The organism is Paenibacillus sp. FSL K6-1217, from assembly GCF_045040735.1.
GTDB lineage: Bacteria > Bacillota > Bacilli > Paenibacillales > Paenibacillaceae > Paenibacillus_AQ.
Genome location: NZ_CP150271.1, coordinates 2,073,218 through 2,096,917, shown reverse-complemented (window position 1 = coordinate 2,096,917; position 23,700 = coordinate 2,073,218). Strand labels below are relative to the sequence as shown.

The 23,700-nt window shown below is 52.5% G+C and carries 23 protein-coding genes; 22 read left to right on the top strand and 1 reads right to left on the bottom strand.

Annotated features, from left to right (window positions below):
• Positions 1–159 precede the first annotated feature (159 nt).
• Positions 160–1,851: a YifB family Mg chelatase-like AAA ATPase gene (locus MHH28_RS09270; protein ID WP_405114170.1), complete on the top strand. Its 1,692-nt coding sequence runs from the start codon at positions 160–162 to the stop codon at positions 1,849–1,851.
• Positions 1,852–1,970: 119 nt separating this feature from the next.
• Here the strand turns inward: MHH28_RS09270 and MHH28_RS09265 are convergent, their stop codons facing one another.
• On the bottom strand, positions 1,971–2,399 hold the full coding sequence (locus MHH28_RS09265) for an organic hydroperoxide resistance protein (protein ID WP_405114168.1): 429 nt from the start codon (positions 2,397–2,399) through the stop codon (positions 1,971–1,973).
• A 148-nt stretch (positions 2,400–2,547) separates the two neighbouring features.
• On the opposite strand from MHH28_RS09265, the gene MHH28_RS09260 reads away from it, so the two are divergent.
• From MHH28_RS09260 to flgG, 21 genes are all read left to right on the top strand, one after another.
• On the top strand, positions 2,548–3,018 hold the full coding sequence (locus MHH28_RS09260) for a MarR family winged helix-turn-helix transcriptional regulator (RefSeq protein ID WP_405114166.1): 471 nt from the start codon (positions 2,548–2,550) through the stop codon (positions 3,016–3,018).
• A 419-nt stretch (positions 3,019–3,437) separates the two neighbouring features.
• Positions 3,438–4,595, top strand: coding sequence for an ADP-forming succinate--CoA ligase subunit beta (sucC, locus tag MHH28_RS09255; RefSeq protein WP_340940063.1), 1,158 nt, complete (start codon positions 3,438–3,440; stop codon positions 4,593–4,595).
• A gap of 35 nt (positions 4,596–4,630) precedes the next feature.
• Positions 4,631–5,560, top strand: coding sequence for a succinate--CoA ligase subunit alpha (gene sucD, locus MHH28_RS09250; protein WP_341185361.1), 930 nt, complete (start codon positions 4,631–4,633; stop codon positions 5,558–5,560).
• Positions 5,561–5,734: 174 nt separating this feature from the next.
• Complete coding sequence (gene dprA / locus MHH28_RS09245) at positions 5,735–6,853, top strand: DNA-processing protein DprA (protein ID WP_405114164.1); 1,119 nt, start codon at positions 5,735–5,737, stop codon at positions 6,851–6,853.
• Positions 6,854–6,953: 100 nt separating this feature from the next.
• Positions 6,954–9,050: a type I DNA topoisomerase gene (gene topA, locus MHH28_RS09240; RefSeq protein ID WP_405114162.1), complete on the top strand. Its 2,097-nt coding sequence runs from the start codon at positions 6,954–6,956 to the stop codon at positions 9,048–9,050.
• 23 nt (positions 9,051–9,073) lie between these two features.
• Positions 9,074–10,453, top strand: coding sequence for an FADH(2)-oxidizing methylenetetrahydrofolate--tRNA-(uracil(54)-C(5))-methyltransferase TrmFO (trmFO, locus tag MHH28_RS09235; RefSeq protein ID WP_405114160.1), 1,380 nt, complete (start codon positions 9,074–9,076; stop codon positions 10,451–10,453).
• A gap of 40 nt (positions 10,454–10,493) precedes the next feature.
• On the top strand, positions 10,494–11,036 hold the full coding sequence (gene hslV / locus MHH28_RS09230) for an ATP-dependent protease subunit HslV (RefSeq protein ID WP_405114158.1): 543 nt from the start codon (positions 10,494–10,496) through the stop codon (positions 11,034–11,036).
• 33 nt (positions 11,037–11,069) lie between these two features.
• Complete coding sequence (gene hslU / locus MHH28_RS09225) at positions 11,070–12,470, top strand: ATP-dependent protease ATPase subunit HslU (protein ID WP_405114156.1); 1,401 nt, start codon at positions 11,070–11,072, stop codon at positions 12,468–12,470.
• Between the two features lie 376 nt (positions 12,471–12,846).
• Positions 12,847–13,254 carry a flagellar basal body rod protein FlgB gene (gene flgB / locus MHH28_RS09220; protein WP_405114154.1) on the top strand — a complete coding sequence of 136 codons (408 nt, stop codon included), beginning with the start codon at positions 12,847–12,849 and terminating at the stop codon, positions 13,252–13,254.
• A 6-nt stretch (positions 13,255–13,260) separates the two neighbouring features.
• Complete coding sequence (gene flgC / locus MHH28_RS09215; protein ID WP_036692480.1) at positions 13,261–13,707, top strand: flagellar basal body rod protein FlgC; 447 nt, start codon at positions 13,261–13,263, stop codon at positions 13,705–13,707.
• Between the two features lie 29 nt (positions 13,708–13,736).
• The gene (fliE, locus tag MHH28_RS09210; RefSeq protein WP_405114152.1) at positions 13,737–14,045 is read left to right on the top strand and encodes a flagellar hook-basal body complex protein FliE; all 309 of its coding nucleotides are present in this window, start codon (positions 13,737–13,739) and stop codon (positions 14,043–14,045) included.
• 34 nt (positions 14,046–14,079) lie between these two features.
• Complete coding sequence (gene fliF / locus MHH28_RS09205; RefSeq protein ID WP_405114150.1) at positions 14,080–15,669, top strand: flagellar basal-body MS-ring/collar protein FliF; 1,590 nt, start codon at positions 14,080–14,082, stop codon at positions 15,667–15,669.
• Between the two features lie 4 nt (positions 15,670–15,673).
• Positions 15,674–16,690 carry a flagellar motor switch protein FliG gene (fliG, locus tag MHH28_RS09200; protein WP_405114148.1) on the top strand — a complete coding sequence of 339 codons (1,017 nt, stop codon included), beginning with the start codon at positions 15,674–15,676 and terminating at the stop codon, positions 16,688–16,690.
• Complete coding sequence (locus tag MHH28_RS09195) at positions 16,683–17,531, top strand: FliH/SctL family protein (protein WP_405116958.1); 849 nt, start codon at positions 16,683–16,685, stop codon at positions 17,529–17,531. Before fliG ends, MHH28_RS09195 begins: the two co-directional genes overlap by 8 nt.
• Positions 17,524–18,837: a flagellar protein export ATPase FliI gene (gene fliI, locus MHH28_RS09190; protein ID WP_405116956.1), complete on the top strand. Its 1,314-nt coding sequence runs from the start codon at positions 17,524–17,526 to the stop codon at positions 18,835–18,837. Before MHH28_RS09195 ends, fliI begins: the two co-directional genes overlap by 8 nt.
• A 6-nt stretch (positions 18,838–18,843) precedes the next feature.
• Positions 18,844–19,287, top strand: coding sequence for a flagellar export protein FliJ (gene fliJ / locus MHH28_RS09185; protein ID WP_405114146.1), 444 nt, complete (start codon positions 18,844–18,846; stop codon positions 19,285–19,287).
• Between the two features lie 18 nt (positions 19,288–19,305).
• Entirely contained in the window at positions 19,306–20,253 is a 948-nt protein-coding gene (locus tag MHH28_RS09180; protein WP_405114144.1) for a MotE family protein, read from the top strand.
• Positions 20,254–20,280: 27 nt separating this feature from the next.
• Entirely contained in the window at positions 20,281–21,765 is a 1,485-nt protein-coding gene (locus tag MHH28_RS09175; protein ID WP_405114142.1) for a flagellar hook-length control protein FliK, read from the top strand.
• Positions 21,766–21,792: 27 nt separating this feature from the next.
• Complete coding sequence (locus MHH28_RS09170; RefSeq protein ID WP_405114140.1) at positions 21,793–22,329, top strand: flagellar hook capping FlgD N-terminal domain-containing protein; 537 nt, start codon at positions 21,793–21,795, stop codon at positions 22,327–22,329.
• Positions 22,326–22,709, top strand: a complete 384-nt coding sequence (locus tag MHH28_RS09165) for a TIGR02530 family flagellar biosynthesis protein (protein WP_341185372.1) — start codon at positions 22,326–22,328, stop codon at positions 22,707–22,709. Before MHH28_RS09170 ends, MHH28_RS09165 begins: the two co-directional genes overlap by 4 nt.
• A gap of 125 nt (positions 22,710–22,834) precedes the next feature.
• Entirely contained in the window at positions 22,835–23,653 is an 819-nt protein-coding gene (gene flgG / locus MHH28_RS09160; protein WP_405114138.1) for a flagellar basal body rod protein FlgG, read from the top strand.
• Positions 23,654–23,700 lie beyond the last annotated feature (47 nt).

Here is a 23,700-nt window from a genome sequence, read left to right as displayed (position 1 = left end):
TCATTTTGTGCAGTGCTAAGTACGCAATATACCTTGCCTGTTGTATAGGGTTTTGTGTATACTGAGTGCAATAGAGCTTACGGAAAAAGAGGAAGCACCTTTTTTCCTGGAAACGAACGCCCGCTACGGGTGTATTTCTGGAGAAGGGGTGCTTTTTTGGTGTATGGAAAAATGCATAGCGCATGCTTATATGGCATTGAAGGTGTAATGATTGGAGTAGAGGTGGATCTGGCGAACGGCCTGCCGCAGACCCATATTATCGGATTGCCGGATTCGGCGGTCCGGGAAGCGGTCGAACGGGTACGGGCTGCTGTCAAGAATTGCGGATACAGCTATCCGCAGCAGCGTGTCACCATTAATCTGGCTCCGGCGGATCTGCGCAAGGAGGGCTCGGCCTTTGATCTCGCGATCGCCCTGGGTATTCTGACGACCAGCGGCCAGCTTGTTATGCCGGAGGCCGGGCAGATGCTGCTGATCGGCGAGCTTGCGCTGGACGGAAGCCTACGGCCGGTGAACGGGGTACTGTCCATGGTCCAGGCTGCGCGGCAGGCCGGGATTCATGCTGTTCTGGTTCCGCCCGGCAATGCCGCGGAAGCCGCATTGATCACGGGAATGAAGGTGTACACAGCCGGGCATTTGCGGCAACTGCCTCAGCCGGGTCAGCAGCCGCCGCCGCATCCGGTTGAAGGCTCCGAAGATGGCGGGCTTGACTTGCCGCAGCCTGGCTTGCCGTTTCCGGTATCCGTATCTGTGAGTGCTGAAGCGTCCTCCAGAAAGCGTCCGCCTGTTCAGGCACTGTCCCTGGAGCATTTGAGATACCAGCCGGAGCTGGCGGAGAATACTCCTTCTACTCACGGAGCAGAAGAGTTCATGAATGAAGATTACAGCGATGTCATCGGGCAGAATCATGTGAAGCGGGCGCTTACGATTGCGGCTGCGGGGATGCATAATATTATTCTGATCGGCCCTCCAGGCACGGGGAAAACCATGCTGATTAAGCGGTTACCCGGCATCCTTCCCGAGCTTGACGATCATGAGTCGCTTGAGGTGACGAAGATATTCAGCGCTGCCGGGAAGCTCAGGGACTTCGAAAGCGGCTTGCTGCGCGAGCGCCCGTTTCGTTCACCGCATCATACCATCTCGGCAGCCGGATTGATCGGCGGGGGCGGAATCCCGAAGCCCGGGGAGGTGAGTCTCGCGCACCGCGGCATTCTCTTTCTGGACGAGCTGCCTGAGTTCTCCCGTACCGTGCTTGAAGTGCTCCGCCAGCCGCTGGAGGACGGAATTGTGACGATCAGCCGGGCACGGGCGTCCTTCACTTTCCCTGCCCGGTTTCTGCTCGCCTGCTCTATGAATCCGTGCATGTGCGGATTTCTCGGCAATGGCAGTACACACCAGCGGTGCAGCTGCAGTCCGGCCAAAATCGCCCAGTACCGGGCCAAAATCTCCGGTCCTCTGCTGGACAGGATGGATATGCAGGTCGATGTTCCGCGTCCCCGGGAAGGGGACAGGAATGTGCCTCCAGTCTCGACGGCACAGATGCGCGCTGAGGTTCTGCGGGCTCAGGCGGTTCAGGCGGAGCGGTATGGCCGTCTGCCGATCTCCTGGAACAGCGAGCTGTCGGGGGCTGCACTTCGCCGGTATGCTGCGTTGCGGCCGGAAGAGGACATGCTGCTGAACAATATTCTGGAGAGTCTCGGGCTCAGCATGCGGGCACATGACCGGATTATTAAGCTGGCCCGCACCATTGCCGATCTGGAAGGAACGGAGGAGATTGGCGCAGCCCATCTGGCCGAAGCGGTTCAATACCGCAATCTGGACCGCCAGGTGATTGCGGAGGAGGAATGCTGAGCGGGCAAGGAACGCCAAAATCCCCATCCGGGGCCGCCGGATAGGGGAATTGCAGGCTGAAACGTTACCGGCTTTTGATAAGCGGGTATATCCGTTTCTGCAACTGTATGAAGTGACTCTTACAGCACGTTCAGTTCTACTTCAATATTGCCCCGGGTAGCGCGGGAATAAGGGCATGCGCCATGAGCTTCTTGTACCAGCCGTTCAGCGGTCTCGCGGTCTACGCCCTTGACCAGAACATCCATCTTCACAGCAATGCCGAAGCCGCCGTCCTCCACTTTGCCGAAGCTGACAGTAGCGGTTACTTCACTGCCTTCGATCTTTACCTTACCCATACGGGCAACCATATTCAGCGCGCTGTCGAAGCAAGCGGAATATCCGGCTGCGAACAGCTGCTCAGGATTCGTGCCTTCACCGCCGGCACCGCCCATCTCACGTGGTGTGCTGATGGCCAGGTTCAGCTTAGGGCTGTCGGATTCGATAGTGCCCTGTCTGCCGCCTACCGCTTTCACGGTTGTTTCGTACATTTTCTGTTGAATAGTCATCATAATAAATCGCTCCCGTTCGTTTTCATAATATATTTTACACAACTTAATTTAACACAATTAAAATAAAAGTCAATCTATTTTCCACTATTAACATGATATTATGGATGAATTGTGATAAACTAATGTCACAAAGGCAGGTGAAGAAGAAATGCAAAAAGAATCAACTACAACCCCTGAGCTTATGCTGGAGAACCAGCTCTGTTTTACGATTTATGCCTGTTCGCGTGAATTTACGAAGCTATACCAGCCTCATCTGGATAAGATCGGATTAACATATTCGCAGTATCTGGTCATGCTGGTCCTATGGGAGAGACAGCAATGTACGGTCAAGGAGCTGGGGGAAGCCCTGTTCCTCGATTCAGGTACGCTGACCCCGCTGCTGAAGCGGCTGCAGGCTGCCGGACTGATTGTGCGTGAACGTTCCTTGCAGGATGAGCGGAAGGTGCTGATCTCATTAACACCCCAAGGCGTGGACCTGCGGCAGGAAGCTATGGGCATTCCCGGAAAAATGGCAGAGGGCACCATGCTCTCCCCGGTAGAGTTCATAGATTTACTGGGACAGTTCAAGGATCTCCTGAACCGGGTGCATGAAGCTAATGTTAGCAATTCGAAATCGTAGTCTTGCTCCATTACAAATATAGAAATGTATAGGTTTCGCCGTCCTGAATCAGGGCGGCAAAGCCGTTTTGGCATGAATGTCAATGCAATCGTTCGCATTCCGGCATGAAACCGAGCGAAAATGTATGTATAAATAGTGAAAGTTTTTAAGGAAAGCGTTTTTAAAACATGTTACAATATTCTGGGTTTCACATTCTGGCATATAGGTAATTATAGATATCACTTTGTGATAGGAACTATATGCTACTGGCAGAGAACTGTACCGTTTGCAGCGTATGCTTCAGGCGCCGGCGCTCTGCTTGTACCGGGATATTGCCGGTTAACACCGGTCTGGACCCGGCTTTGGACAATCAAAACGGAATGCGGAATGACCGCAGGCTGCCTGCACAGGTCACCGCAACACTTTAGGAGGCTTCCGGAATGAATATCCACGAGTACCAGGGAAAAGAAGTACTTAAGAAGTATGGCGTAGCCGTACCGAATGGAAAAGTTGCTTATACAGTGGACGAAGCAGTGGAAGCTGCCGCAGCGCTGGGTACACCGGTGGTTGTAGTCAAAGCACAGATTCATGCAGGCGGACGCGGCAAAGCCGGGGGCGTCAAGGTGGCGAAGAACAGTGATGAGGTCCGCAGCTTTGCGTCCGAGATCCTCGGCAAGACACTGGTTACCCATCAGACGGGACCCGAAGGCAAGGTAGTGAAGCGGCTGCTGATTGAAGAGGGCTGTCAGATTGTCAAAGAATATTATATCGGTCTGGTGGTAGACCGCGCTTCCGGACGGGTCGTCATGATGGCATCCGAGGAAGGCGGCACAGAGATTGAAGAGGTGGCGGCTACACATCCCGAGAAGATTTTCAAGGAAATCGTTGATCCGGCGGTGGGGCTTCAGACCTTCCAGGCGCGCAAATTGGCTTACAGCATTGCCATTCCTCCAGAACTGGTGAATAAAGCTGTCAAGTTCATGCAAGCGCTATATCTGGCTTTTGTGGATAAAGATTGCTCAATTGCGGAGATCAACCCGCTGGTCGTGACCGCAGACGGTAATGTGATGGCGCTGGATGCCAAGCTTAATTTCGATTCCAACAGCCTGTTCCGCCACAAGGATATTCTGGAGCTGCGTGATCTGGACGAAGAGGATGCCAAAGAAATCGAAGCTTCCAAATTCGACCTCAGCTACATCGCACTTGACGGCAACATCGGCTGTATGGTGAACGGTGCGGGCCTGGCGATGGCGACGATGGATATCATCAAATACTACGGCGGCGAACCGGCCAACTTCCTCGATGTAGGGGGCGGTGCGACGACTGAGAAGGTAACGGAAGCGTTCAAAATCATCCTGTCGGATGACAAGGTGAACGGTATCTTTGTTAATATTTTCGGCGGAATTATGCGTTGTGATGTCATCGCTACCGGTGTAGTCGAAGCGGCAAGACAGCTTGGCTTAACCAAGCCGCTGGTCGTACGTCTTGAGGGCACGAATGTGGCCCTGGGCAAGGAGATCCTCGCCGGTTCCGGACTGAATATCGTTGCTGCTGACTCGATGGCGGACGGTGCCCGCAAAATCGTTGCTCTGGTGTAATATTCGACAATAAAAGTGAGGATGTGACCTAAGGCATGAGCATTCTTGTAGATAAAAATACGAAAGTCATCACGCAGGGAATTACCGGCGCTACAGGTTTATTTCATACGAAGGGCGCGCTGGACTACGGTACTCAGATGGTTGGAGGGGTAACTCCTGGCAAGGGGGGGACTACGGTTCAGATAACCCTGGACAACGGCACTGAGAAAAGTCTGCCTGTCTTCGACACGGTTGTTGCCGCCAAAGCAGCCACAGGTGCAACTGCAAGCGTCATTTATGTACCGCCTGCCTTTGCCGCAGATTCGATTATGGAAGCAGTGGATGCGGAGATGGAACTGGTCATTTGTATCACGGAAGGCATTCCGGTGCTGGATATGGTTAAAGTGTCCAGATACATGGAAGGTCGCTCCACGGTATTGATCGGTCCCAACTGTCCCGGTGTCATCACTCCTGGAGAATGTAAAATCGGCATTATGCCGGGTTATATTCATAAGCCGGGTTATGTGGGTGTAGTTTCACGAAGCGGCACCTTGACCTACGAAGCTGTTCATCAGCTGACAGAGCGCGGAATCGGCCAATCCTCTGCGGTGGGCATCGGGGGCGACCCGGTGAAGGGCTCGGAGTTCATCGATATCCTGAAGCTATTTAATGAAGATCCTGGCACGAAGGCTGTCATTATGATCGGTGAGATCGGCGGGACGGCAGAGGAAGAGGCTGCGCTGTGGATCAAAGAGAATATGACCAAGCCTGTAGTGGGCTTCATCGGCGGGGTTACTGCACCTCCAGGCAAACGGATGGGCCACGCCGGGGCGATTATTTCGGGCGGCAAAGGTACGGCGAGCGAGAAGATCGCTGTGCTGGAATCCTGCGGCATCAAGGTAGCGCCAACGCCTGCCGAAATGGGCTCTACCCTCGTCAGTGTACTTGAGGAACGCGGCATCCTGAATGCTTTCACGACTCACTAGAGCGTATCCTTACGCACCTTGCAATTCATCACAGCTTTTCCTGCTGAGGCAGGTATAATAAATATTGAAGGTAAGCAACCTTTTATCCCGGATCACGCGGATGAAAGGTTGCTTTTTTGAGTTGGTATAAGACAATAAGGAAGGCTGGTCCTTCCGCACAGGGAGAGAATACATATGGAAATTCGGGAGCTGCTGTTCGGTCTGCATGAGATGGAAGGGATCGGCTGGAAAAGTATCGACAAGATCCGCCGGGCGGGTCTTTTGACGAATGCTGTCTTCTCCTGTTCTGCGGAGACTTTGGAGCGGGCCGGGATCAGCAGTATTGTATCTGCCCGGCTGGCTGCAGACTTTAATGAAGCATGGGTGCTGAGGCGCCGCTCTTTAATGGAAGAAAGCGGTGTAGCGATGGTGACCATTCTGGATGATCACTACCCTGTTCAGCTGCAAGAAACGCCTCAGCCGCCTTGGGTATTGTACTACCGTGGCCGTCTGGAGCTGGCTTCCCGCCCCTCTGTAGCCATGGTTGGGACCCGGGTGCCTACTGCTTATGGACGCAAGGTGGGGGAGATGCTGGCGGGACAGCTAAGTGCAGCCGGTCTGACGGTGGTAAGCGGCCTGGCAAGAGGGATTGACAGCGTCTGTCATGAAGCGGCACTGGGCGGCACCGGAGGGACCATTGCGGTGGTGGCCACCGGCCTGGATAAGGTCTATCCTCCGGATAACCGTGAGCTGGAGCGGCAAATTTCGCGGGAAGGGCTGGTTCTTAGTGAATATCCTATCGGGACTCCGAGCCACCCGGGATTATTCCCGCAGCGCAACCGGATTATCGCCGGCCTGTCACTGGGAACACTGGTGGTGGAGGCAGACAGCCGCAGCGGGTCTCTGATTACCGCCGATGCTGCGCTGGAAGCAGGCCGGGATGTCTTTGCAGTGCCGGGTCCGTTGACCTCTCCCAAGAGCAGGGGGGCCCTGGAGCTGATCAAGCAAGGGGCGAAGCTGGTAACCTGCGCCTCAGATATTGTGGAAGAATACCTCTCCTACCTGCCTTCCAAGGGGGCTGCAGCAGCTTCAGCAGGAGCCCTGGAGCGGGAGAGTCCAGCGGATCAGATGGAAAAGAAATTGACAAGTGAGGAGCTGCACCTTTACCATATACTGCATCAAGGCCCATTTACGCTCGATGAGCTGCTGGCGTCAACGAGGTGGGATTTTGGACATTTGCATTCAGTTCTGTTATCTTTAATCATAAAAAAAGCGGTAACACAATTACCGGGTGCAATTTATAAGGTAATTTAATATAGAAGTAACTGTGGCAAGCATAGACTTCCTGGTTCGGCTTGGTCTGAGGACTGGATTCAGGAGGTTGACTGCTTGCAAACTTTTGGGAGGAAAACCTATGGCAGATGCGTTGGTTATTGTAGAATCACCATCAAAAGCGAAGACGATTGGGAAATATCTGGGCAGCAAATATATTGTTAAGGCATCAATGGGGCATATCATAGATTTGCCAAAAAGCCAGATCGGCGTAGATGTAGAGAACGACTTTAATCCCAAATATATAACGATCCGCGGCAAGGGTTCGATACTGAAGGAACTCAAGGATGCCAGTAAAAAAGTGAAAAAAGTCTATCTCGCAGCTGACCCGGACCGCGAAGGGGAAGCCATTGCCTGGCATTTGGCAAATGCACTGAATCTGGACAACACACAGGAATGCCGTGTAGTCTTCAATGAAATTACAAAGCAGGCGGTGAAGGATGCCTTCAAGACACCGCGCAAGATTAATATGGATCTGGTCAACGCCCAGCAGGCGCGGCGGATTCTGGACCGGCTTGTCGGTTACAAGATTAGCCCTCTATTATGGAAGAAAGTCAAAAAAGGCCTCTCCGCCGGACGGGTACAATCGGTAGCGGTCAAAATTATCATGGACCGGGAGAATGAAATTTCCGAATTCGTTCCTACAGAATACTGGAGCATTACTGCCCGCCTCGCGATTCGGGATTCTGAATTCGAGGCCAAGTTCCACCGGCTGAACGGCGAGAAGAAGGAACTGGGCCAGGCGAGCGATGTACAGGAAGTGCTGGAAGCGATTAAGAATGCCGCCTTCCAGGTCAAGGAAGTGAAAGAGAAGGAGAGACAGCGGCATCCATCCGCTCCGTTCACGACAAGCTCACTGCAGCAGGAGGCTGCCCGTAAGCTGGGCTTCCGCGCGTCCAAGACGATGTCTGTCGCACAGCAGCTCTATGAGGGTGTGGAGCTGGGCAAGGAAGGCACTGTCGGCTTAATCACTTATATGCGTACGGATTCGACCCGTATCTCCACTACGGCCCAGGATGAGGCCAAGGAGCTGATCCAGGCCAAATACGGTGAGAAGTTCATTCCCGAGACGCCGCGCCAATATTCCAAGAAGGCTGCCGGCGCCCAGGATGCGCATGAAGCGATCCGCCCGACCTCTGCGCTGCGTGAGCCGGATTCGGTCAAGGAATTCATGAGCCGTGACCAATTCAGGCTGTATAAGCTGGTATGGGAGCGTTTTGTGTCCAGCCAGATGTCTTCGGCCCTGCTGGATACATTGTCGGTAGACATTACCGCTGGTACAGCGATATTCAGAGCGGTAGGGTCCAAGGTCTCGTTCCCCGGCTTCATGAAGGTCTATGTGGAAGGCAATGATGACGGCACAACGGACGAAGAGAAGTTTCTGCCGCCGCTTAAGGCAGGCGATGAGCTGGTGAAGCGCGAGATTGAGCCGAAGCAGCATTTCACCCAGCCGCCGCCGAGATACACAGAAGCCCGTCTCGTCAAGACGCTTGAGGAACTGGGCATAGGCCGTCCAAGTACGTATGCTCCGACGCTGGAGACGATCCAGAAGCGCGGGTATGTGGCGATTGAAGAAAAGAAGTTCATGCCCACTGAGCTTGGAGAGCTGATCATCGAGCAAATGGAAGAGTTCTTCCCCGAGATTCTCAATGTGGAATTCACCGCCCATATGGAAGGGGATCTTGACCATGTGGAGGAAGGCGCAGAGGATTGGGTGAAGGTGCTGGCCGAGTTCTATGAATCCTTTGAGAAGAGGCTCGTCTACGCGGAAGAGGAAATGAAGGAAATCGAAATTGAAGATGAGGTCTCCGACGAGCTGTGCGAGAAGTGCGGCAAGCCGATGGTCTACAAGCTGGGCCGGTTCGGCAAATTCCTGGCCTGCTCCGGATTCCCGGAATGCCGCAATACGAAGCCGATTATTAAGGATATCGGTGTAAGCTGTCCGAAATGCCATGAGGGCAAGGTGGTGGAGCGGCGCAGCAAGAAGGGGCGTGTCTTCTACGGCTGCGACCAGTATCCGGGCTGTGACTTTGTCTCGTGGGACAGACCGTCCGTGAAGCCGTGTCCGGCTTGCGGCTCCTGGATGATAGAGAAGCGCAACAAGCAGGGAACCAAGCTGCAGTGCACCTCATGTGATCATACTGAGGCTGTACTCGACAACGATGAATTAGCAGAATAATAGGGTCACAGGAGGAACGGAAATTGACAGAAACAACAAAAGTAACCGTCATCGGAGCAGGTCTGGCGGGGAGTGAAGCCGCCTGGCAGATCGCTTCGCGCGGAGTTCCGGTCAGATTGTACGAGATGCGGCCGGTCGTGAAGACTCCGGCGCATCATACGGATCAGTTCGCAGAGCTTGTCTGCAGCAACTCGCTGCGGGCCAATGGCCTCGGGAATGCAGTGGGTGTACTTAAGGAAGAAATGCGGCGTCTGGGCTCCCTGGTGCTGGGTGCAGCCGACAGGCATGCTGTTCCGGCAGGCGGCGCTCTGGCTGTTGACCGGGACGGCTTCTCCGGCGAAATCACCTCCATGCTGCATAACCACCCGCTGGTTGAAGTCATAAACGAAGAACTTACGCATATACCGGAGGAAGGGATTGTTGTAATTGCCACCGGGCCGCTGACTTCACCCTCCCTGTCTTCGGAGATTAAGGGACTGCTTGGCGAGGAATATTTCTATTTCTATGATGCAGCGGCTCCGATTGTAGAGAAAGACAGCATCGATATGAACAAGGTCTATCTGGCCTCCCGCTATGATAAAGGCGAAGCCGCCTATCTAAACTGTCCGATGACGGAAGAGGAATTCGATGTTTTTTATGATGCGCTGATCTCGGCGGAGACGGCTGCACTCAAAGATTTTGAGAAAGAGATTTACTTCGAAGGCTGTATGCCGATTGAAATTATGATGAGACGCGGCAAACAGACGGCGCTGTTCGGCCCAATGAAGCCTGTAGGACTGCTTAATCCTCACACGGGCAAGCTGCCTTACGCGGTTGTGCAACTGCGCCAGGACAATGCTGCCGGTACGCTGTATAATCTGGTTGGCTTCCAGACTCATCTGAAGTGGGGGGAGCAAAAACGGGTATTCTCACTCATTCCGGGCCTGGAGCAGGCCGAATATGTGCGTTATGGGGTTATGCACCGCAATACATTCATTAATTCCCCGAAGCTGCTGCAGCCCACTTACCAGATGAAGGGGCGGGAGAGACTGTATTTTGCCGGCCAGATGACCGGAGTGGAAGGGTATGTGGAATCTGCGGCTTCCGGTATGATTGCCGGTATGAATGCGGCTAGAGCTGCGCTTGGCGAAGAGAGCCTGATTTTCCCGGAGGATACGGTGCTGGGCAGCATGCCTGCCTATATCACCTCTGCAGATCCTGAACATTTCCAGCCGATGAATGCCAACTTCGGCCTGCTGCCGAAGCTTGAGACCCGGTTCCGCAGCAAAAAAGAGAAGAACGAACGTCTGGCCTACCGGGCACTTGACAGCCTTGCAGCTTACGCCGCAGCCCATGAATTGACTTATACAGAGCCGGAGACGGCGGAGGCTGATCCGACTGAAGCGGATCGTCCGGCCCAATAGGTTCAGTTCTGTATTACCTAATCTGAGGAGGGTGCCCATCATGTTACCCAGCTTTCATGCAACTACGATTTGTGCGGTAAGACATAACGGCCATGCGGCAATTGCCGGTGACGGCCAGGTTACATTCGGAGAGAGTGTCATTATGAAGACGACGGCCAAGAAGGTCCGCCGTTTGTACAGAGGCCAGGTCATTGCCGGGTTCGCAGGCTCTGTGGCCGATGCGATTACGCTGTTCGAGAAGTTCGAGGGGAAGCTTGAGGAGCATCACGGCAATCTGCAGCGGGCAGCGGTAGAGCTGGCCAAGGATTGGCGACAGGACCGCATTCTGCGCAAGCTGGAAGCGCTCATGATCGTTATGGATAAGGAAGGCATGCTGCTGATCTCCGGCAACGGTGAAATCATTGAGCCGGATGATGATGTGCTGGCCATCGGCTCCGGCGGGAACTTTGCGCTGGCTTCCGGGCGGGCGCTGAAGCGTCATGCCCCGCAGCTGGGTGCCGGTGATATTGCCAGAGAAGCGCTGCAGATTGCTTCCGAGATCTGTGTATATACCAATTCTAATATCATTGTCGAACAGTTATAGGCAAGGTGCCATATATAAAGGGAGGAAGTCACAATGGTGAATCAATCGCTTACGCCACGCCAGATCGTAACAGAGCTTGACAAGTATATCGTAGGTCAAAAGCAGGCCAAGAAATCAGTGGCCGTTGCCCTCCGCAACCGGTATCGTCGCAGTCTGTTGTCCGAGGAGCTGCGGGACGAGGTTGTGCCCAAGAATATTCTGATGATCGGCCCTACCGGTGTAGGTAAAACAGAGATTGCACGGCGGCTGGCTAAGCTTGTTAACGCCCCGTTCATCAAAGTGGAGGCCACCAAATTTACGGAAGTCGGCTACGTGGGACGAGATGTCGAGTCCATGGTCCGCGATCTGGTGGAGACATCGATCCGTATGGTGAAGCTGGAGCGCACCGAAAAGGTGAAGGACCGCGCAGAGGAGCTGGCGAATGACCGGATTGTGGCGATTCTGGTCCCATCCTCTTCGAAGGGCAAATCGCAGCGCAACCCGTTCGAGATGATTTTTGGCGGAAACAACGGCGGGGCGGAAGAGACCAAGGAAGAGCCGGAGGACGGAAGCCTGAGCGAACGCCGCAGAGGGATCAAGTTCAAGCTGCTTGCCGGCCAGCTGGAGGATGATGTCATCGAGATTGATGTGGAGGACACAACTCCCTCAATGATGGATATGTTCGCCGGTCAAGGCAATGACCAGATGGGCATGAATATGCAGGAGATGTTCGGCAATCTGCTGCCGAAGCGTACGAAGAAGCGCAAGCTGCCGATCCGTGAAGCCCGCAAGGTGCTGATCCAGGATGAAGCGGCCAAGCTGATTGACACCGACGATATGATTCAGGAATCAGTCGCCCGCGCGGAACAATCCGGGATTATTTTCATTGATGAGATTGACAAGGTGGCCAGCCAGGGCAAGGGCTCGGGCCCCGATGTATCCCGCGAAGGCGTGCAGCGTGATATTCTGCCAATCGTCGAGGGATCGACGGTCATGACCAAATACGGGCCTGTGAAGACAGACTACGTGCTGTTCATCGCCGCAGGAGCTTTTCATATTGCCAAGCCTTCGGATCTGATTCCTGAGCTTCAGGGGCGCTTCCCGATCCGTGTAGAGCTGAGCAGTCTTACGCTTGAGGACTTTGTATCTATTCTTACCGAGCCCGAGAACGCACTTACGAAACAATATGTCCATTTGCTGCAGACGGAGAACATCGAAATACAGTTCCAGAAGGAAGCCATTCAGGAAATTGCCAAGATCGCGGCCTCCGTGAATCAGAATATGGAGAACATCGGGGCACGGCGTCTTCATACGATCCTGGAAAAGCTGCTGGAGGATCTGTCCTTCGAGGCACCTGAGCTAACTCTCGACACAATGGTCATTACTCCGGAGTATGTTCGCGAAAAACTGGCAGGAATCGCGCAAGACCGCGACTTAAGCCAATATATTTTGTAAGGTGACAGAGCCATAAAATAATCAATATAGGTAATTAGAATTATGGCTATACAAATTTGATTCTAAATTCATGCACAAAAAGTTAAAATATTCTATAAAAAAGAATAAAATGTAATATAAAAGGAAAATAATTGTAAAAACATGCTTTAAGCCCTCTCTTTTCTGAAAAGATAGGGCTTATTTCTTATTGTAATAATATACAAATTCTAAGAGAATCAATGTATGTGAGATTGACACAAAAATCATTCATCGACATGGTTCGACTTTAAGGCGAAAATGTTGTGAAAAAAATGACTTAATTTGTCGAAAATAAGCAGGGATTTGAACAAAGTTGTGGAATTCTTTTCATTATGATAGCTTTGGAAGGGGGATTACTATGGGTTTGCTGAACAGTGTCAGTTTTCAGAGATTACAGGGAGGCCTAGATGCCGCCACCAAACGACAAAGTGTTCTGGCTAATAATGTAGCAAATAATGATACACCAAATTTTAAACGTTCAGATGTCAGCTTTGAGAGCTTCCTGAGAGATCAGGAGAGCGGACTTAAACCCACATTGGGTGCAAAGGTATCAGATTCCCGTCATTTCCGCTTCGGAACAGTGACCGGGATGCCGGCGGCTGTGGTCAGTACCGATGAGACTACATCTATGAATAACAACGGCAATAATGTGGATATGGATCGTGAACAGTCGCTGAGCGCCGAGAACCAGCTGAGATACAACTCTTATGTAGAACAGCTGAACAGTCAGATTACCATGATGCGTACAGTTGTACAGGGAGGGTAATAAATAATGAACTTTGGCAGCAGCTTTGGTATTAGCGCCTCGGCTTTAACCGCCCAGCGTCTGCGGATGGATGTGATCTCCTCCAATATCGCCAACGCCGAGACCACAAGAGCCTCCGTGGTGGACGGCAAGGCCGTACCTTACCGCCGTAAGCTCACAGTTCTGGAGACTACCCAGGCTGACAGCTTCGCAAATATACTTGGCTCCAAGATGAGCGGCGGCAATGATGGCGTCAAGGTGAAATCGATTATCGAGGATTCTTCTCCGCTGAAGCCGGTGTACAATCCGAGCCATCCTGATGCAGACGCTGACGGTTATGTCTATATGCCGAATGTGGATGTAACCAAGGAAATGGTGGACATGCTGTCAGCCTCGCGTTCTTACGAAGCGAATGTTACTATGCTGAACGCATCGAAATCGATGGTGACCAAGGCGCTTGAAATCGGCCGGTAAAATGAATTGACTGTCTAGGGGGAAAAGAATTGATACAGAATTTATTAATCGGGAACCAGGCTGTTCAGCCGCTGGCTATGAAGTCCGCTGCTGCTGAATCCTCAGCCGTGCAAGATCCGGGACAGAGCTTCGGTTCATATCTGGAGAATGCGCTTAACCAGGTGGCAGATCAGGAACAGCAGGCGAAAGACATGAGTAACAAATTTGTACTGGGAGAGGTCAACATTGATGAGGCTATGATTTCGTCCCAACAGGCATTGCTGAGTTTGCAGTTGACTACACAAGTCCGGAACAAAGTAATTGAAGCCTATCAGGAAATTATGAGAACTCAAATCTAAATAATCCTAGCTACGTTTCGGATGGGGTGACACTGTGAATGAAAGATTGGCCCAGTACCGGGAGAAGATAACCCAGTATTGGAACAGATTCAGCGGTAAACAGAAGATTTTATTTTTCTCCACTCTGTTTATTATCATTATAATAATCGTAGTTACGACTATGCAGTTATCGAAGGTGGAATACGAGGTTGCTTTTCAGGACCTGGACAGTACCGATTCAGCGGGAGTTATGAGTTATTTGGACACATCGGGTGTGTCTTACCGTTTGAGCCCGGATGGCAAAAGCATCTCAGTTCCCAGTACGGACGCTGCGCGTATCAAGATAGCTGTTGGTTCTCAGGGAATCGTTCAGCAAGGCTCGATCGGATACAAGGTGTTCAATGAATCCTCGTCGATGATCGGCACTACAGACAGTGAATTCAATGTTAAATACAACAATGCGCTTAATGGTGAAGTTGAACAGCTGATGAGAAGGATGCAGGGGATTAAAGATGCCAAGGTGCTCATTACCCTGCCGAAAGAGACGGTCTTCGCCGCACAAGAGGATCAGGAGAAAGCGCAGGCTTCCGTGGTGATGAGCTTTGATCCGGGATTCAGACCCTCCCAGGAGAATATTGACGGCTATTTCAATCTCGTGAAGACCGCTGTCCCGAATCTTCCGATCGACAATATTACGATCACCAATAACGAGGTGGAGCTCAGACCGACAGCCAAGGGCGGCCAGGCGGGCATCTCCAACCAGGTTGAAGAGAACTTCGCACTCAAGAAGAAGTTCGAAGAAGATGTCAAGAAGGATGTTAAGCAATTCCTGAGTACCCTCACTGGTCCCGATAAGGTAGATGTCCTGGTGTTCTCCAAGCTTAATTTCGATAAGGAGAACAGAAAGGAAGATGTCGTTGTACCGGTGGATGCTGAGAATATGAAGGGGATTGAGATCAGCTCGCAGATTATCAGCAAAACGTTCTCGGGCCAAGGGAACACATCCGGAGGAGTCGCAGGTACAGGGTCTGAAGATGTTGCAGGTTATCCTGCGGGGGCTGACACAGGTGCTTCTTCTTCTGAGGAATCATCGGAGACAAGGAACTTTGAAGTTACGAGAATCACCAAAGATATTATCGCAAGTCCATATACTGTAAAAGATTTAACCATAAATGTTGCGGTTGAACCACCTGCAGGCGAAACAACTTTGGATGATGCAACTTCAGGGGCGATCAAGAACATTCTGGTCAATATTGTCCGCGCATCGCTTGCAGATTCGGGTATCACTTATACAGACGCCGATCTGACCAAAAAAGTTTCGGTATACTCGCAACAATTTGGAGGTGCTGCTGCCGATAACACATCCGGCGGACTGGCAACCTGGATGATCTGGGCCATTGGCGCAGCGGCGCTGCTGGTCGGTGCAGGCGGGGGTTATCTGATCTACCGCAGCCGCAAGAACAAGCAGGAGGAAGAGGTGGAAGAAGATATTCCACTGCAGGTTCCTACCGAGTTCCCTTCAATTAATATGGATAGCGTGACGAATGAAAGTCAGGTCCGCAAGCAGCTGGAAAGTCTGGCGAAGAAGAAGCCGGATGAATTCGTGAATCTGCTCCGCACTTGGCTTGCTGAAGAACAGAGGTGAAGAAATGGCAAAAGCTAGCCAGCAGGGACTCAGCGGCCGTCAAAAGGCGGCGATCCTGCTTATCACACTAGGGCCTGAAGTATCGGCACAAATATTCAAGCATCTGCGGGATGAGGAAATCGAACAGCTGACGCTGGAAATTGCGAATGTACGCAAAGTGGACAGCGGGGAAAAAGAGTCGATCATGTCCGAATTCCATCAGATCTGTCTCGCTCAGGAATATATCTCGCAGGGCGGTATCAACTACGCCAAGGAGATTCTGGAGAAAGCTCTCGGCTCGGCCAAGGCGCTCGAAGTGATCAACCGCCTGACAGCCACGCTCCAGGTCAGACCGTTCGATTTCGCCCGCAAGGCAGATCCGAACCAGATTCTCAACTTCATCCAGAACGAGAATGTTCAGACCATTGCACTTGTACTCTCTTATCTGCAATTCGAACAGGCGGCCTCCATTCTGTCTTCCCTGCCTCAGGAGAAGCAGGCGGAGGTAGCCAGAAGAATAGCGATTATGGACAGCACCTCTCCAGAGGTGGTAACCCAGATCGAACGTGTACTGGAACAGAAGCTGTCTGCTACAGTAACCCAGGATTATACGAATGCAGGCGGTATCGAATCGATTGTACAGATTCTGAACGGCGTAGACCGCGGTACAGAGCGTACCATTCTCGATTCCCTGGAAATTCAGGACCCGGAGCTGGCCGAAGAAATCAAGAAGCGGATGTTCGTCTTCGAGGATATCGTCAATGTGGACAACCGTTCCATTCAGCGGATTATCAAGGATATCGACAACGCGGATTTGCAGCTTGCGCTCAAGGTGGCCAGCGAGGAAGTGCGGGATGTAATCTTCCGCAATATGTCCAAGCGTATGGCCGATACCTTCCGCGAGGAAATGGAGTATATGGGACCCGTGCGGCTGCGTGATGTGGAAGAAGCGCAGACCCGCATCGTAGGCACGATCCGCAGACTCGAGGAGTCTGGTGAAATTATCATCGCCCGTGGCGGAGGAGATGACATTATTGTCTAAGCTGATCAAACATTCTCAATATATTCCGGTAGATGTGCTGAAGCGGCTCGAACAGGCCAGACATCATGCAGGCCTGACGGAAGAGCCGGCTCCTGTGGAGGCTCCGGGTGAAGTCCATTACCAGGACCCCGCCAGAGAAGCGGCGGAGCAGTCACGCAAGCAGATGCTGAAGGATGCTCAGGAATTCGCGGAGAGCCAGGTCCGCAGCGCCTCCCAGGAAGCGGAGAATATTGTGGAATCAGCGCGGACTGAAGCTGAAGAATGGTGGCGGCAGCGCAGGGAGCAGGATGAGCTGCTGATCGAGGCTGTCAAATCCGAAGGGTACCAGCAGGGCTATCAGGAAGGTCTGGCCCAAGCGGAGCAGGAGATGTCCCGGCGTCTTGCCGAGATGATGGAAGAAGCGCGGACGGTGCTTCAGGAAGCATACCGGGCAAGAGATGTAATTATTCAAGAGGCGGAACCGTTCCTGGTGGAGCTGAGCTGCGATATTGCCGAGAAGATCGTGGATAAGCAGCTTACCGTTGAACCGAAGTTTGCGATGGATCTGATCCGTAAGAATCTGGCCCGCAAACGCGAGCAGGGTCTGATCTCACTCTGCGTGTCTCCTGCGCAGTTTGCTTTTGTCAATGCGGCCCGGGAGGAGTTATCGCTTGCTGTGGACTCACAGGCTGAACTGCAGATTCTCCCGGATTCAACGGTCAGAGATCTGGGGTGTGTGATCCGTTCTTCCTTCGGCAGCATTGATGCCCGTGTCGATACCCAGCTTGCCGAAATTAAAAAAGAACTGCTGAGAATCGCTCTGGACTCGGATGAAAACAGAAATGGGGACGACGATGCTTGACAGCGGAAGATACAAGGATCAGCTGCGTAACTTCGATCCCGTAAGGATTAACGGTAAGGTTACGCAGGTTATCGGGCTGATGGTGGAGTCGGAAGGGCCTGACGCCAGCATCGGTGATGTATGTTATATCTATCCTGCCAAAGGATCTAAGCCGCTCCAAGCGGAGGTTGTAGGATTTCGGGATAACAAGGTGTTGTTAATGCCGCTTGGCGAACTGCAGGCTATCGGACCAGGCTGTGATGTGGTGGGCACCGGCAAGCCGCTGAGCGTTCAAGTGGGGTCGGAGCTGCTGGGGAAGGTTCTTGACGGTCTGGGACAGCCGCTGGACGGTTCACTGATACCAGCCCGGATGCCGCATAGCTCAACCTTCAACATTCCGTCCAATCCGCTTAACCGCCCGCGGGTCGCCGAGCCGATCAGTATTGGAGTCCGGGCTATCGATGGACTTTTGACGATCGGCAAGGGGCAGCGTGTGGGGATTTTTGCCGGCTCGGGTGTCGGGAAAAGCACTCTGATGGGAATGATTGCCCGCAACACCTCGGCAGACGTCAATGTGATTGCGCTGATCGGTGAACGGGGCAGAGAGGTACTTGATTTCATTGAGCGCGATCTGGGGCCGGAGGGCCTTCAGCGTTCGGTAGTCATTGTTGCCACTTCCGATCAGCCTGCGCTGATCCGGATCAAGGGGGCGCTGATAGCCACTACGATTGCCGAGTACTTCCGCGATCGTGGGCTGAATGTCATGCTGATGATGGACTCGGTAACGCGTTATGCGATGGCGCAGCGCGAGGTGGGACTGGCAGTCGGCGAGCCGCCTGCGATGAGAGGGTATACACCTTCTGTGTTCGCCAGTCTGCCTAAGCTGCTGGAACGGGCCGGGACGGGTCCTACAGGTTCAATTACCGCATTCTACACCGTGCTGGTGGACGGTGACGATATGAACGAGCCGATTGCAGACGCTGTACGCGGTATTCTGGACGGGCATATTGTTCTGAACCGGAATATAGCCAATAAAGGACATTTTCCGGCGATCGATGTTCTCGCAAGCATCAGCCGGGTGATGAAGGATATCGCCCCGGAGGAGCAGATTGCCGCAGCCGAGAATGTAAAGCGCCTGATGGCGGTGTATAAGGATTCCGAGGATTTAATTAACATCGGGGCCTACCAGAGAGGCTCTAATGCCCAAATCGATGAGTCGATGCATTACATCGACAGCATCTGGGATTTCACCAAGCAAAAAGTGAACGAGAAGGTTACCCTTAGCGAAGTGCAGCAGACTTTAATTTCACAGTTCTCGAGGAGTTGATTGATCATGAGATTCCATTATACTTTTCAAAAAGTGGTGGACTTGAAGGGTAACGAAAAAACACAGGCAGAGTGGATGCTCTCAAGCGCGCTCGGAGAACTGCAGGCACAGGAAAAAAGCCTTGATGAATTAATCGGCCAGCGCAGCACGCTCATGTTGTCCCTGCAAAATGCGGCACAGCAGAAGACACCGATGGCGAAGCTTCGGGAAATGCAGGATTACGTGGATTACCTCGATAAGTGCATTGCCCGCAAGCATTCCGATATCAGCCGGGCACATGTTGAGGTTCAGAATAAGCAGGATCACCTGAGTACGAAGGTTCTGGATGAGAAGGTATGGCTCAAAGCCAAAGACAAAGCACAGACCGCATTTCTGCAGAATATGAGTTTACGGGAACAAAACGAACTGGATGAGATGGCTACCGTCCGCTTCGCGATGAAATCCCTCTAACCCGGGAGGTTTCCGCTAGTGGCAAATAATCAGATGGAATTTGAAGATGAAGGGTCGGCAGGCAAATTAGAGCGTTTTTTGTTCTTGATGATTCCAATCATTTTCACGCTTGTACTGCTTGGGGTATTGTTGACCCTATTTAATATGGATATCCGCAACAACGTCCTGGAGATTGCGAACAAAATTCCTGTTATCGAAAAATGGGTGCCTGATCCGCCGCCGGACCCGGCAGCGCCAGGCGAAGCAGCAGAGAAGCCGCCGGCAGAGAGCAAAGAGCAGGCTGCGAGCTCCGCGAGCACCATTAAAGAACTCAAAGCGCAGCTTGCCGCTGGGGAGGAGAAGCTGAAGCAGGCGGAGGAGGACAAAACAGCAGAGACCAAGAAGGCTGAAGCGCTCCAGAAGCAGGTGGATGAGTTAAAGACCGCCGCTGAAACGGCCGCAGCCACCGAGGAGGAGGAAGATCCTTATCTGAAGAAAGTGACGGATCTGGCCAAGCTGTACGCCGGCATGAAAGCCTCCAAAGCGGCGCCGATTATGGAGAATTTGACAACCGATGAGATGGTTCAAATCTTCAGTGTGATGAGCAATTCGGCAAAATCGGCCATCCTGGAAAAAATGGATGCCAAAAAAGCTGCAGATGTCTCCATAAAGCTAAAAGAAACCACAAATTCAACCGATATGGCTATTGCAGCCTTGCAATCCCGGTTGAAGCAGGAGGCGGGTACCGCTGCTCCCAAACCTTCAGCCAATCTGGATCAGGAGAAGCTTGGCCAGACCTTCACCAGCATGCCCGCTGCGGATGCGGCCGTGCTGCTCGGCTCCATGTACAGCCTTAGTCCCGATAAGGTCATCACGGTGCTGAATACGGTCAGCGACTCCGTCCGCTCCTCTATTCTGGGGGAGATGACCAAGAAAGACAGCAAGCAGACAGCCAAAATTGTAAACCGCCTGATGGGCGGAAAATAACCTTTGAAGGGAGGTGAAAAATAAAAAATGAGTATTATTCTACAAACTTTAACCGCAGGCAATGTGGCTGCTTCCGGCGGAACAACGCAGGGGACAACCGGGACGGTTAACCCGGCGACGCCATTTGCCCAGACGCTTGTGCAGAGCATGGTGGGAGTTACCGCTGCCAAAGGCTCTGAGACTCCAGTAGCCGGTAATTTGGCTTCATTATTGCAGGGTCTCCTGAGTGCTGTACAGGCTAAGGGAGAAGAGACAGGCAGTACAGATGCCAAGCAAACGAATCTGCTCGAAGGGCTTGTACAGGACGTTGAAAAGCTGGATACCAGCCTTACGGCTGATCCGGCGCTGATTGCAGCGCTTCAAGGATGGCTGCTTCAAGTATCTGCTCTTGTGTCCGGCAATCCCTCTACAGGTTCGCAGAATGCCGGAGCGACTGCTGCTGACGCATCCATTAGCTTGTCACCGCTTGCCCAGAACCCTGAAACCTTGCGCTTTGCCGTTCAAGATGAACTGAACAGCCTGGTTCAACTGGTTCAGACGGCGGCTGTCAGCGGCGATCAGGAGACAGCAGCCACAGGAGCGGCGCTGCTGAATCAATTCTCGGCTATTGTGGCGGAGAGCGCACCTGTTAATCAGAAGTCCATGGCTAACAAGGCTCCAGCAGTTGTTGATGCTCCAGCAGTAGCGCCTAAGCAGGCAACGGGAACCGAGCCTAAGGTGGAAATGTACAGCAAAGCAGATTTGGCAACGGATGTCCGCAGGTTATTGGGGGCTTCAGCGAGCACTCGTTCCATGTTGGATGCAGCAGCTGCGGCTGGCAATTCCGAAGCTGTAACTGCAACTGCATATGAGGATTCTGCTCCTGTTACTATGGGAATGACTGCCGCTTTGAAGAAGGAAGTGTCTGCTGAAGATACTTTACCGGCTGCCGCTGAAGCATTGACAAACGAGCCGGAGGTGATAACCGCAGGCCAGTTATCTCTCAGGAACGGAATGACTGCCCCGCTCAAGGCGGAAGCAGCACCTGTGCCGGTTCAACAATTCGCCCAGGAGATGAATACCTTCATCAGCGGCAAGCTTGAGATTGTCAAGAAGGGCGGAGTGGCTGAAGCTACGATTACCTTATTCCCGGAGAATCTTGGACAAGTTGATGTGAAGATTACCATGCAGAACGGAAATCTGGTGGCTCAGTTCATGACCCAGCATGCCGGAACCAAGGATATGCTTGAGCAGCAGATGAGCCAGCTTCGTTTGGCTTTGCAGTCTCAGGGACTTCAGGTAGAACGCCTCGAAGTGACGCAGAACAACAACTCTCCTCAATCTCAGTGGAGCGGGCAGCAGGGCCAGCAGACCGGGGCGGGCGGACAGCAGCAAGGCAGACGTTCACGTGAACGCCAGGAAGAATCGGCAGATGCCGTGCTTGCCGCAGAGCTTAATGGAGAATGGAAGGACTGGGTGTCAGCAGCTCAGCAGGACAGTAACCAGAGCGGCGGATTCTCAACCAAGATTTGATGAACAGAACAAGCGAGGTGAAATGATATGGCAACGAATCCCGTGTCTAACAGCAACCAATGGAATTATGTAGCGGATGATAAAACACCCAAGACCACAGGCACCTCTACACTGGGCAAGGATCAGTTCTTGAAAATACTGATTACCCAGCTGCAGAATCAGGATCCGATGCAGCCGATGGAGGATAAGGAATTCATCGCCCAGATGGCTCAATTCTCATCCGTAGAGCAGCTTATGAACATATCCACCCAGCTTACAGCGCTGAATCAGTCCCTTGGCTCTGTATCCGGATTGATCGGGAAGGATATCACCTGGACGGATGCCGAGACGAAATTGCCTAAATCCGGCAATGTTGAATCGATTGTAGTCAGCAGCGGTGTGCAATACGCAGTGGTAGGCAAGGAGCGGATTGCTCTAAAGGATATTATGCAAATCCAGAATGCCGGCACTACACCTCCGCCAGGTAGGGAGACACCAGCGCCCAGTGAGACTCCGGCAAGCAACGAGTCTCCGGCAAGCAGTACACCTCCAGCAGGTGGCGGGGAGAGCGGGGAGACAACATGAGCGACAGAATAACCATCGGCCAGTTGTATCCGGCAGCGGTTCATCCTTCCGCTCTGCAGCGTCAGCAATCTGTTAAGGGTTCGGTAGGTCCTGAAGCGTCGTTCGAGAGCGTACTGCAGAAGAATATGCTGAAGTTCAGCAACCATGCAGCCAAACGCCTGGAGCAGCGGGGAATCGAGCTTGGCAGCCGCCAACTGGATCAGATCTCCTCTGCGGTAGACAAAGCAGCCGCTAAGGGCAGCAAAGAATCTCTGATTCTTATGAAGGATATGGCATTGATTGTAAGTGTAAAGAACAGGACAGTTGTTACTGCGATGGACGGCAACTCAATGAAAGACAATGTATTCACACAGATAGACAGTGCAGTAATTATATCTTGATATCGGCTGGTCCTTACTGGAGAGCCGACAGTGGCTGCCGACCGACTGACGCGGCCACCGTTCCAGCTTCATCTTTTTAAATTCTTAAGAGTCAGAAGACTCTATAACCGGGAGGACGATTAATAATGTTAAGATCTATGTACTCAGGGGTTTCAGGTATGCGCGGATTCCAGACCAAGCTCGATGTCATTGGTAACAATATTGCGAATGTCAATACCATCGGCTTCAAGTCAGGACGCGTGATGTTCAAGGATATCATGAGCCAGACTGTTTCCGGGGTTACAGCGCCTGGTGAAGAGGGGCAAGGCGGTGTCAATGCCAAGCAGATCGGTCTTGGGGTATCCATCGGTTCTGTTGACACTATGCACACAGCTGGTAGTGCAATGACAACGAATAATCCTACAGATCTGCGGATCGACGGAGACGGGTTCTTTCTGGTGAAGCTCTCGGGTGACCAGGAAGTACCGTTCCTGACCCGCGCCGGGGATTTCCATGTGGACGCCAGCCGCAATCTGATTACATCGGATGGCTTACATGTCGTTGACGCCGGGGGCGCACCCATTCAGATCGGTGACGATGTTACGGCATTCTCTATCTCTAGTGACGGAACGATTGTACAGACGATGGCGGACGGCACTACTGAATCCGGTGTTCAAATTGGCATGGGTAAAGTCAGCAATCCGCAGGGGCTTGAGAAAATCGGCGGCAATCTGTATCGTATGACCTTAAATGCAAATGCCGAAGGCGCGCTGGAACCGACTACTGCCAACAATGCAGAAGTGGGAACAGGGACTATCGTAGCCGGCCAGCTGGAAATGTCCAATGTGGACCTGACCGGAGAGTTCACGGAAATGATTGTGACCCAGCGCGGATTCCAGGCGAATTCGCGGATTATCACTACTTCCGATGAAGTATTACAGGAAGTAGTAAATCTGAAGCGTTAAGCTTGAAGCGTAATATGTAATTTGCTGAATCATAACATTTTGCCAGC